Genomic DNA, 12049 nt, shown 5'->3' on the forward strand with positions numbered 1-12049 from the left:
GATGAATCTTATATCAAAAATCGATTCAAATTAGCAAAAAATTGATAGAGTGTAAAATTAAGTGATTAATTATGTTAACAGCATGTAATGTAGCTTAGCCAATAGTTATACCGTGATATGTTATCAGCGCTTTTAAGTCTGAGGGGATAGGGTCTCTCCACTTGACCAAAAAAATCCCGTTTCACCTCTCCAGGCAAAACGGGATAAACCTAAAACAAAATTCGTTTCATTTGAACAAAACGCAACAACTTTCGGAGTTGTTAAAATAATAGACTATAAATTATGTTTTAGGTTTAATGTGTGGCAATTATATTTTAATTAAAACAGATTGTAAAACTCGTAACAGATATAACTATATCTTTTATATTTGTTCAATATTAATAATACTAGGATAGAAAATGTCGGTAAGGGGTAACCAGTTTAAAACCAATACATTCAGAGATAAGGGTGCAGAAAATGCATCAGGCAGAGCCACATCTGGGCGTCAGCCGAGAGAGAAAAAAGAATATTTGCCGAATTTTGATTTGCAGGATGGGCGCGCTATAAAAATCGTAGGCCTGTTTTTTGTGATTTTATCTTTATATTTTTTAATTGCTTTTACATCTTATTTATTTACTTGGCAAGATGATCAGAGTTATGTAATTGATGCAAATGGTGGTTGGGGAAATCTTTTTAAAACAGCTGATGAATTAAAAGAAGCGGGTGTTACTACGCCTGTTGTACAAAATTGGTTGGGTAAATTTGGGGCTTTACTTTCTCATCAATTCATCTACGAATGGTTCGGAATCGCTTCTTTTCTATTCGTGTTGGCTTTCTTTATTATCGGATATAGATTGTTATTTAAGGTTAAAATTCTATCTATCTCAAAAACATTAGGTTATAGCTTTTTCTTTTTGCTTTTTATTTCTTTAACATTAGGTTTTGCACACGGTTTTTGGTCAGAATCGCCACATTATTTAGAAGGAGAATTTGGTTACTGGAGCAATAAATTACTAAATGCTCAAATAGGTGCCGCAGGAGTTGCAGGTTTAATTGCCTTTGCAGGATTAACCATTTTAATCATTGCGTACAACATAGATTTTAAATTTCCTGAGCGTAAACAAAAAGAGGTTTATCTGGACAACGAAACTCCGGATTATGTAAATGAGGTTAGGGCACAAAATGCACAAAACCAAAATTTTGATGAACCTTTTGAACCCATAGAAATACCTGTTCGTGAGCGAACAACTTCAACAAATAATGAACGCAAACCGCAAAATGTGGTTTTGCAACCCAATCGATTTGAAGAAACTACCGAAAGGGAGGAAGTTTTGCCTCCAGTGGTTTTATCGCCCTTGGCAACCAATTTGCCACTAGCTGCGGCGGCTTCAAGCATGCCTTTAGTGGTAGAGCCAACCATCAATGAAGAGAAGGAACCTGCTTTTACCATCGAAAAAACTGAAGAAGAAAAGAAATCGGAAGATTTAGTTGAACAATTTGGTAACTATGATGAAAAACTGGATTTGGCGGGTTACAAATACCCAACCATTGATTTGCTTGAGAATTATGGTACCAACAAAATTTCGGTAAATGCAGAAGAGTTAGAAGCCAATAAAAATAAAATTGTCGAAACGCTTAATCATTACAACATAGAAATTGATAAGATCAAAGCTACGATTGGTCCAACGGTTACCCTTTATGAAATTATACCTGCACCGGGCGTAAGGATTTCAAAAATTAAGAACCTAGAGGATGATATTGCACTCTCTTTAGCTGCTTTGGGGATTCGGATTATTGCACCAATGCCCGGAAAAGGAACTATTGGTATCGAAGTTCCGAACCAACACCCAGAAATGGTGCCTATGCGCAGTATCCTCAATACCGAAAAATGGACGCAGAATACGATGGATTTGCCAATTGCCTTGGGAAAAACAATTAGTAATGAAGTGTTTATCGCAGATTTGGCAAAAATGCCCCACTTATTGGTTGCTGGTGCTACAGGCCAAGGTAAATCAGTAGGTATTAACGCCATCCTCGTATCCTTGCTGTTTAAGAAACATCCTGCGCAATTAAAGTTTGTTTTGGTAGATCCAAAAAAAGTAGAATTAACGTTGTTTAATAGAATAGAACGACACTTTTTGGCTAAACTTCCTGGCGAAGCCGATGCCATTATCACCGATACCAAAAAGGTTGTGAATACCCTTAACTCGCTATGTATTGAAATGGATCAGCGTTATGATTTGTTGAAGGATGCGCAGGTTAGAAATTTAAAGGAGTATAACGATAAATTTATCAAACGTAAACTCAATCCAAACAATGGCCACCGTTTTTTACCTTTTATTGTATTGGTGGTAGATGAGTTTGCCGATTTGATGATGACGGCTGGGAAAGAGGTTGAAGCACCGATTGCACGTTTGGCACAGTTGGCTAGAGCCATTGGGATTCATTTGGTGCTGGCTACGCAACGTCCGTCGGTTAACATCATCACAGGTACGATTAAGGCCAATTTCCCTGCAAGGCTTGCTTTTAGGGTTTTATCTAAAATCGATTCGAGAACAATTTTAGACAGTGGCGGTGCGGACCAGTTAATTGGGCGAGGCGACATGCTTTTATCAACTGGTAGCGACTTAATCAGGCTACAGTGTGCTTTCGTTGATACACCAGAGGTGGATAGAATTTCAGAATACATCGGCAACCAGCGTGGTTATTCTGATGCATATCAGCTACCGGAGTATATTGATGAGGCAGGCGAGGGCTCGAAGGCAGATTTTGACCCCAACGAACGGGATAAGTTTTTCGAAGATGCGGCCAGATTGATCGTGTTGCATCAGCAAGGCTCTACATCCCTCATTCAACGTAAATTGAAGCTTGGTTATAACCGAGCTGGAAGAATTATCGACCAATTGGAAGCGGCCGGAATTGTCGGTCCTTTTGAAGGAAGTAAAGCCAGAGAGGTTTTATATCCAGATGAATATTCTTTGGAACAGTTCTTGAATAGTATGAATGACAAAGATTAGATTAAACCAATACACATTAATCTACTCTAACGTTTCAAAAGAAAATTTAAATAAAGAAAAGATGAAGAAATTAATTTCAGCATTAATGGTTGTAGTTGCTTTTACAACATCAACCTATGCTCAAACTGATGCGAAAGCTAAAGCCATTTTAGCGGATGTGAGTAAGAAATACAAATCGTACAATATTGTTAAAACTGATTTTACTTTTACATTGGATAACCCAAAAGCTAAAGTAAAGGAAACGCAGCAAGGTACTTTATATGTTAAAGCAAACTCTAACAAGTACAAAGTTGCCATGACCAACCAGGAATTGTTCAGTGATGGTAAAAGTCAATGGACATATTTAAAAAAGGATAAAGAGGTGCAAGTAAGCAATGTAGATAATAGTGGCGATGCAATCAATCCAGCTAAAATCTTTACCGTTTATGAAAAAGGCTTCAAATATATGTACACGGGTGAACAGAAAGTTGGTGCTAAAACCTACCAAATGATTGATTTAACTCCTGTTGATGCAAAAAAATCGATCTTTAAGGTTCGCCTGAGTATTGATAAGGCGGCGAAACAAATTGCAAATGTGGTATTGTTTGATAAAAACGGAAACAAATACACCTACAATGTAAAAACCTTTTCGCCTAATGTAAATGTACCTGAAACCACTTTTGCTTTCGATGCTAAGAAATATCCTGGTGTTGAAGTGGTAGATTTAAGATAATCGATACTTGAAAAAATAGTTAAAAGGTTCAATTGGAAACAGTTGAACCTTTTTTTGTGCCCTTCTTTTTTCAGCTTTTAATAACTCAAAGCTTATGGCATTTGCGACATCAGATCAGCTTCAGAATTAGAAACTTAATCAATATGACAAATTATTTTGTTCCCTCTTTATGAATGCTGCGCAGATTTCTCTAAGTTTGTTTTAATGTCGTTGCCACTCACCAATCACACTTTAGAAAAATTAGAAGCTTTGCTTTTAGCAATGGGTTTTAAGGTTCGTTACGAGAAAGGGAATTTTAAAACAGGTTCATGCTTGCTCGAACACAATATGGTTATTGTTGTGAATAAGTTTTCGAATTTGGAAGGCAAAATTATGGCTTTAATTACGCTGGTTAAGCAAACCAATGCAGATGAGAATCTGTTAGATGAAAAGCAAAGACAATTTTTTCATTCTTTACAGCAAACCGAACTATTTTAATGAAGCAACCCATTATCGCCAACAGTTATAGAAAGGACAATTTTAAACGATGAAGGTTACTTTTTTAGGAACGGGAACGTCTCAAGGTGTTCCGGTAATTGCTTGTAATTGTGAAGTTTGCAGATCAAATGATAAAAGGGACAATCGCCTAAGAACTTCCATTCTGATTGAAACAGTGGATAAAACAATTGTTGTGGATAGCGGACCAGATTTTAGATATCAGCTTTTGCGGGAAGGGGTACAAGATTTAGATGCCGTATTGTTTACCCATGAGCATAAAGATCATATTGCGGGTTTGGATGATATCCGACCTTTTAACTATTTATTGCATAAGGTGATAGATGTTTATGCAACAGAGCGTGTACAAACGGCTTTAAAAAGAGAGTTTTACTATATTTTTGCCGAAACGAAGTATCATGGATTACCTCAAATTAACTTGCACACGGTACACAACGGTGAAGATTTCTCAATAGGATCGCTCCAAATATCACCAATAGAGATTATGCATCACCTATTGCCTATAACAGGATATAGATTTGGTGATTTTACTTACATTACGGATGCCAAAACCGTTTCCGATGAAACCTTTAATAAAATAAAGGGAACCAAGGTGTTGGTTATAAATGCATTGCAAAGAGCACCTCACATTTCTCATTTTACCTTAGACGAGGCGATAGATTTTGCCAATAAGGTTGGTGCCGAGGTAACTTATCTCACTCACATTAGTCACAATTTAGGCTTACATGCTGTTGTTGAAGACGAGCTGCCCAGCCATATTAAGCTTGCGTACGACGGCCTGAAAATAGACGTCTAGTAAATTTAAAATAGTACGTTCAAAATCTAAAATTAAATTATATTTGCAATATAAACTCAGGTGGCGAAATTGGTAGACGCACCAGCTTGAGGGGCTGGCGCCCGTACGGGTGTGGGAGTTCGAATCTCCTCTTGAGTACTTAACGAAGATTTCGTTAATTTTCTAGAGGCCTGCTCGCAAATGAGCAGGCCTTTTTCATTGACCTTTAGTAAGTTATGTTGAAATGTTGGATTGATGTAGGGTGTTCTAAACACACCATTGCTGTAAGCCAACGAATCTTTGAACACCGCTCTAACAATTGAATGCTTCTGGAAGATATTTCCTTTTCCATATATACCTAAGAGGTTTCTTAGATTCGGTAATACCTTTTGGATGATTTCCTGAGTTGACATGTTAGACGATGATTTAGGCTTAAGTGAACTTTCCAAGGTTGCCTTTTCCTCATTTAATTTTTTAAACCATGTTTTGTAGGTAGAACTTTCAATTTCATTATTCATAAACTTTTCTTCCAGGCCGCTGATTTTGATATTCACGTTTTTTAACTCTGTGATCATATTTTGTAGCAATTGACGTTTTTCCTTAATCGGGTTTTTGAGCATTGCTTCTGCACCGAGATTTAAAATCTTAATTTGCGCTTCATCGAAACTAAGCTCTCTCAACAGTGTATCGAATTGCTCGTGAAGCAGCTGGCCAGGTATATTGATATTTGTGTGTTCAAGACACCTATAATACAAATAATATTGTTTTTTGCCTTTAGACCATCCCGCGGTCATGCTTTTCCCACACCAGCATTTCAAAACACCTCTAAGCGGAAACTCCTCATCTGTTCTCACTTTCATTGGGCGTTTGTTACTCAACATTCGCTGTGCAAGCCAGTATTCAGCTTCTGTGATAATTGGCTCATGATTACCTTTTACAAATTTTTCCGGTAGATCTTTATATGCCGGTACCTTAACCAGCCCTGCATATAGGCAGTTGTGGAGAATATCGTAGACAGCATTGTTACTCGTGTATCTGAATCCCATTTCCCGAATGCTTTTCAGAATGATATAAGGTGCCACGCCAAGTAAATAGTCGCGAAAAACTCTTTCAATAATCGGTGATTTTAAATAGTCGATTCCAATTTTGTTTCGTTTTGTTCCGTCCAAAATATTTTTGTAGCCAATAGGAGCTCTGCCTAAATATCGACCATTTTCCCTCGCATTTCTAACACCTTGTCGAGTTCTGTTACGGATCGTAAATAGTTCTTTGTTAGCAATCATGTAATCGAATGCGCGTTTCATAAATACATCGGGGTCAGAAGTATCTAGGTCTATCCTCTCATTTGTGGAAACTACCTTTACACCAAAGTTTTTTTCCAGTTCAGCTATTTTTAACAGTGCCTCAGGCAGATTACGACTGAACCTATCGTGATCAAGCACTACAAGATAGTCACATTTACCCTTATATTTTTTAAGGAAAAGCTCCAAAGCACGGTAGTCAGGACGATCAAACGTGTAACTGCTTTCTCCATTATCCTTAAACAGTTCAATCAGTTCCACATTATTCCGCTCACAATAATTACGAATAGTAGATTCTTGATATTCCAAAGATTTTGACTGATCTTTAGTGCTTAAACGCATATAACCTATAGCTTTCATAATTCCTCTTTTGTAACAATTTCAACAATTATCTGTACTAATAAAGATAGTAAAATCTGTTCATTTTGCCCAATTTTGCGATCACTTTTATCAAAAATTTCTTTCATTTCTGCTGGTAAAAAATCAGTGGGGCGTATTTTTTCTTTTGTGTGTTTTTTTAATTCAGTCCTTCGTTTTATCTGAGTTTTTCCCATGACTTCTGATTAATGTTAATTCATACAATACACGGAAACTCATCGCTTTAATAATGGGTATCACGAAAGTGAGCTTTATACAATTGACCCTCTTAGTGATGAAAAGCATTTTGTTTGAGATCAGATCTATGCTATCTGCTCTTTTTCAAAAGCTTAATAAATTTTCTAGAACCATTGCCATAATTGCTTAATATCATGGTTCGAAAGGTGCTAATAATTAATCACAGAAAAATCGTTGTCTCTTGAAGATTTTTATCTCACCACATTGAACTTATTCCGCCAATCTTTGAACTTGACATTTATCGGCCCATAGTTCGATGAGTTCTATAACAAAAAAGACGTTAATAAAAAATGGATGTTTAATGTTCCCAGGTCTTTTTAATATAGTCTTCCCAATCCTCAAACTCAGAAAACTGCGCAAGACTGTTTAAGACAAATGGTGTTAATATACTTCTATTAGCAATAAAAATAGTTTGGATTGTCTGAATGGATAAGTGATTTTTAGTTTTAAGAAATATTTGCTCAGAAATGTATTTACAATCATCAATTCTGACGCTGTTTAAGTTTATTTTTGTTAAAATCAGAACTTTAATCTGTGCAATTTGTTCAGTATTTTCCATACCGTTGAAATTTGAGTGCGTTTAACTAATTTAGCCATCGGATTGGTCCGATAGCTTTAATTTGAAGGTAGTGTTTTATCTACAGAGATAATAAATATTTAAAAATTGAACAATAGAAATATAATTAATTCCAAAACGGCACATAAACCTTTACAGTAGCCATTATCTTCTATATGATATTACATGAATAAGAAAATTTTGTTTCTGGATGACGATCCAATGGCGCTTTATAGTTTTGGAGCAGTTCTGACCGATGCAGGTTATGATGTGAGGTGTATTGAGTCGCCCGAATTGCTCTCTTCAGAGGTAGATGACTTTGCGCCTGACCTGATAATTTTGGATATAAGGCTGCGAAATGCTGACGGCAGAAAAATTTGTAATGAGTTGAAGCTCGCTGTTTTAACCCATAACGTTCCCATTGTTATGCTCACTGCATTATCTCATGAGGAAATCAGTAAAATGGACTGTGATGCTGATGCCATTATAGGAAAATCTCTTGAAACAACAAATTTACTTTTAACTGTTGGAAATCTTTTGACAAACTAGCTGCTTTTCTATTGTTGAACCCCTGACCTTTAGATATTTTATCAGTGTTATCTTTTTTACAATTTCTGGAACCTGTATAAAAATATGCAATAGGATACAGTGTGTTGAATTTGTTTTCTGTCATAGAAATCGCTCTGTTTTCATGGCTCCTGACATTTATTAGCCGTATATTATTTTTACCATTTAGTATATTTGGGCATCGGCTAAAAAAAAACAAACAAATCGTTCGCAGAAATCAACAATAGCGTCGGTCGTTAATCGGTTGAGATGCAAAATAATTATGTTTTCCTTAGATTAATTCGTGGTTTAGAAGCGGAAAATGCAACAAACAATGTATTTCCATGAATGGGTGTTGCGCTTTCCAAGTCATTTCTCATTATTCTTCGAATTAAGATACTGATTTTCAGTATATAAAAACAAAAATTTTTGCTTTAACTCATGGTTCCAAGGTCAATTAGCCTTAGTTAAATCACTATAATTAACGTAAAATAACAATATTTTTTATGTTAATTAATGTATATGAAGGGCATGCTCAAAATGCGAGATCTATATTTAAACACATTCATCGAAATCTGCTGATGCCAAAACCGCATATATACCAACCAAAAAATAAAACTGATTGTCGCCCTAATGATAATTTGTTTAGTCGGTTTATCGGGAGTAGGGTAGTAAATTGCGGCTACTACGGCAAGAAAAAGTAAAGGGATGAAGAAAAGCCAATTGGTCAGCAGGGATGATTGCCGCTGATCCGAAGATTTTTTTGGTGTCATGATTGATAGATTAAGTGATTGACTATTAAGGAGAAATGAATATTATAAATAAACAAATCAGGAATATTTATTTTTGCGGTTTAATCTTTCAAGCAATTTCAAGGACACTGTTCAGGCAATTTTTCGTAGTCTAAAAAAATCTTAAGGTGTCACGACCGTGAGCTTCATTTTTTGATTTTCAGTTTTGTCAAATTTGAGTTTCAAAAACGATGAGGATGAAAAAGCAAAAGACTCCAAAGATCAAGAGTGGCAGGCGGGACCTTCAGTATTTTAAAAATTTGAGGTACAATATCCGCGCACTTTTAAAAACTTTTCCTACCATTTCATCAAACCAGCAGCATCAGGAAAACCAGAAAAATTGAAGCGCTTTTTAACTGCCCACAAGACAATTTACATTAACCGCCAATAATGTGGTTGCTTTTTTTTGGCCACTCGTGTGTCCCGCAAGATGTAGAATTGTCCACAATTCTTTTCTTGCCGCCCTTGAGGTCGGGGCTTTTCCTCGAAACTCGGAAAGCCTGAAAGTCGATTTACAATAGCAGGATATATGCAGGAAAATCAGTCAGAAAGGCAATGATCATTCATCTATCATGCAAAACCAACACGCCGGAAACCTGCAGAACAATTGGTAGTAAATCTTATCTGCTATTTAATAAAAGTGCAGTGTAGATGTATTTTCTACGGTCTGCTATTCCCAAGATGGGTGGCTGGGATCCTCATGTAAGGCGCTGTCTCTTTTCCGAAACAGATAATTTGCTGACGAACTATTTTAAATTTAATTGATGCTTAAACTTACACCTTCATTTTCCCAATTGGTTGATAATTAGGTTTTAATTTTAGGCGTTCCGAGCCAGGCACTCTTTTTTAAACGCATTAAAAGGCACTTCAATATTAGCTACAGTATCTGAATAATATCGCTACAGATTCATAATTTAGATACACCTCGGGGATAAAAATCTATACAACAGGCTAAGGGAAACCGTATTTTAATGAAGAAATTATTTCCGAAGTTAGCAGCCTAAATCAACATGTATGGGATTTCTATTGCGTAAGTCGGTAAAAGTGGGACCGATGAGGATTAATTTTTCAAATAGTGGGATTAGTTATTCAGTTGGTGTGAAAGGAGCAAGGCTAAGTACAGGTCAACGGGGAACCTTCGTAACCCTTGGTGCCAACGGGATTTATTATAGACAAAAAATCAGCTCATCCCCGGGACATACAAATTCCCCTGTATACCAAACGCTACCTGGGATGCACAGCATTACTTCTGCACCTATCGATCAGCTGACAGATGTCGATTCTAAGGTTTTTATAGATGAACTTAGTGAAAAAGCATCCAAAATATCTCTTACGAAATGGTTTGGGATCTGGCCGATGATAATCTTTGTGGTGCTGTTATCCTTCAACTCGCTTCGCAGTCGCGAGCTCGTACAGCAACAAGGTGGGGAACGAAAAGTAGCCGTAATAAATTCCTTTGTTGGCTCAAACGTCCGCGCCCTTGCTGATGGAGATTCGAAGGTACTTCGCACAGCAAAATATGGTGAAGAGTTTACTTTTCTGGGTGAGTTCAGACAAAAGTGGCTTAAGGTTAAATTTAACGATTCAATAGGATATGTATCCAAAAAACTCGCTGGAATTAGCATGGTGCAGGATCCTAGGGAAGTTGAAACAGAATTGTTCATAACCAATCCCAACTACCCTTGGTTGCTTGGTTCTGGTTTGCTTTTTTTTGCGGTATTAATTTATTTTCTTTCCAGGCAGGATAAAAAGCGCTTTGAAATGGAACTCAATTATGAAATGGATGAACAGATGGGGATTCTATATGAGACACTCGCAACTCATTTTTCAACCTTTAAATCTTCTCAAAGAAAATGGCAATACCTCCATGCAGAGGGTAACGTCGATTGGAAGCGCAATGCAGGGGCAGGGAAACTTATCAACCGGATTACTATAGGATCTGTTATGCAACACAAAAACCCGATCAGGTTTTTTAAGACCAACGTGCAAATACCACACATCAAACTGAACGGAACTGAACTGTACTTTTTGCCTGAGCGACTGCTGGTGCGCAGAGCAAATAAATTCGCCGCATTGTTTTATAAGAACTTGGTTATCGATTGCAGCAGCACCCGCTTTATTGAAGAGGAAAGCGTGTCGCCGGATGCGAAAATTGTTGGTCATACATGGAAATATGTAAATAAAAACGGTGGGCCTGACAGGCGCTTCACTAACAACCGGCAAATTCCTATCTGCTTATATTCCCTGTACACGCTCCACTCCAAAACAGGAGTATATGAAACCCTGTCCACTTCCAGGATTGGTGCATTCGATGGTTTTGCCGACTATCTTAAAAAAATTGGTGTCATTCAGTCAATCATGGATGCTAATCAGATCGACTGATCTGCGGAAATTTCGATATCATGACTGCGGCTTTGTCCATACCGCTTAATTGGAGCGTTCAAGTTGAGTGTTTATAGGCTTTAAAATTACGGTCTTAACCGATCGGGGGAAACCGTAATAAATGCTGCAGATTAAGGACTATTTTTAAAAAATTAATTAATTATTTTATTAACCCAACTAGTATTTATGGAACAAATTCAAAACATTAAACCCGGGCCCAAACCCAAAAAGGATAATGGGGAAGACGATAGAAGGAGAAGAGTTAATCCGGATGTCAAACCAAAACATCCGGATCTTAAGCCTCATAAACACAGGCCTAAGGATTAAGCTCTTTTGATTTGAGAATTAATTTCATTCTATAATCCGGAAAGTACACTAAAGCTTTCTGGATTATGATCTGAAAGGAAACAAACTATTTATGGGCGTTCATGCCGGCATATTCAACAGGGTTTAACGACCATACAATAGAAATGCTTGAGCGTTTACACAATTTCTAACTAGAACGATTACCATTTATGAAAAAAATACTATCATTTATCGCAATGATACCACTATTTGCTCAGGCTCAAGATACCGAGGGTTTTCGAACAGGCTCATTCATAGGTGTGCTGCTTGCAACTGGTTTTATGATTTTGCTGTTTTTAGCACTGAGACAGCTGGTGCTGTGGTATTGGAAAATTGATAAAATTGTGGCCTATCAGGAACAAAATATTACAGCCCTTCAAGCGATCTATGATGCTCAGGAAGCGTTGCTGAAAGTCGCAAGAGCACAGCAAGAAATCCTGAAAGAAATTAGTGACAACTTAAAACAAGGCAGTTGATCAGAAAATTAATGTAAAAGAATCAAGCTATACCGGTCAAAAATCCAATGGTAGTTCCA

Annotated in this window: 9 protein-coding genes, 1 tRNA gene and 1 pseudogene; 8 read left to right on the forward strand and 3 right to left on the reverse strand. The window is 37.0% G+C overall.

The features are described from left to right. The first annotated feature begins 398 nt into the window (after positions 1–398). From DHW03_RS01510 to DHW03_RS01530, 5 genes are all read left to right on the forward strand, one after another. The gene (locus DHW03_RS01510; RefSeq protein WP_109923991.1) at positions 399–2996 is read left to right on the forward strand and encodes an FtsK/SpoIIIE family DNA translocase; all 2598 of its coding nucleotides are present in this window, start codon (positions 399–401) and stop codon (positions 2994–2996) included. A 61-nt stretch (positions 2997–3057) separates the two neighbouring features. After that, positions 3058–3708, forward strand: coding sequence for a LolA family protein (locus DHW03_RS01515; RefSeq protein ID WP_109924964.1), 651 nt, complete (start codon positions 3058–3060; stop codon positions 3706–3708). A gap of 204 nt (positions 3709–3912) precedes the next feature. Beyond that, complete coding sequence (locus DHW03_RS01520) at positions 3913–4185, forward strand: hypothetical protein (RefSeq protein WP_109923992.1); 273 nt, start codon at positions 3913–3915, stop codon at positions 4183–4185. A gap of 49 nt (positions 4186–4234) precedes the next feature. Next, on the forward strand, positions 4235–4999 hold the full coding sequence (locus DHW03_RS01525; protein ID WP_109923993.1) for an MBL fold metallo-hydrolase: 765 nt from the start codon (positions 4235–4237) through the stop codon (positions 4997–4999). A gap of 54 nt (positions 5000–5053) precedes the next feature. Continuing rightward, a tRNA-Leu gene (locus tag DHW03_RS01530) sits at positions 5054–5137 on the forward strand. Positions 5138–5859: 722 nt separating this feature from the next. Here the strand turns inward: DHW03_RS01530 and DHW03_RS19660 are convergent. The 3 genes and pseudogenes from DHW03_RS19660 to DHW03_RS01545 form a co-directional block, all read right to left on the reverse strand. After that, positions 5860–6639 (reverse strand): annotated as a pseudogene (locus tag DHW03_RS19660) (recombinase family protein); the annotation flags it as partial. Then, positions 6636–6833 carry a hypothetical protein gene (locus DHW03_RS01540; RefSeq protein ID WP_109923994.1) on the reverse strand — a complete coding sequence of 66 codons (198 nt, stop codon included), beginning with the start codon at positions 6831–6833 and terminating at the stop codon, positions 6636–6638. The pseudogene DHW03_RS19660 and the gene DHW03_RS01540, both read right to left, overlap by 4 nt. A 359-nt stretch (positions 6834–7192) precedes the next feature. Further along, on the reverse strand, positions 7193–7453 hold the full coding sequence (locus tag DHW03_RS01545; RefSeq protein WP_109923995.1) for a hypothetical protein: 261 nt from the start codon (positions 7451–7453) through the stop codon (positions 7193–7195). 183 nt (positions 7454–7636) lie between these two features. On the opposite strand from DHW03_RS01545, the gene DHW03_RS01550 reads away from it, so the two are divergent. The 3 genes from DHW03_RS01550 to DHW03_RS01560 all read left to right on the forward strand — a co-directional run bounded on the left by DHW03_RS01550 (position 7637) and on the right by DHW03_RS01560 (position 11990). Continuing rightward, positions 7637–7999 carry a response regulator gene (locus DHW03_RS01550; protein ID WP_109923996.1) on the forward strand — a complete coding sequence of 121 codons (363 nt, stop codon included), beginning with the start codon at positions 7637–7639 and terminating at the stop codon, positions 7997–7999. Between the two features lie 1802 nt (positions 8000–9801). Next, complete coding sequence (locus DHW03_RS19215) at positions 9802–11169, forward strand: DUF4236 domain-containing protein (RefSeq protein ID WP_109923997.1); 1368 nt, start codon at positions 9802–9804, stop codon at positions 11167–11169. Positions 11170–11684: 515 nt separating this feature from the next. Further along, positions 11685–11990, forward strand: coding sequence for a hypothetical protein (locus DHW03_RS01560; RefSeq protein ID WP_109923998.1), 306 nt, complete (start codon positions 11685–11687; stop codon positions 11988–11990). Positions 11991–12049: the final 59 nt, after the last annotated feature.

The sequence above is a fragment of the Pedobacter yonginensis genome (assembly GCF_003173595.1).
In the GTDB taxonomy this organism is placed as follows: Bacteria; Bacteroidota; Bacteroidia; order Sphingobacteriales; family Sphingobacteriaceae; genus Pedobacter; species Pedobacter yonginense.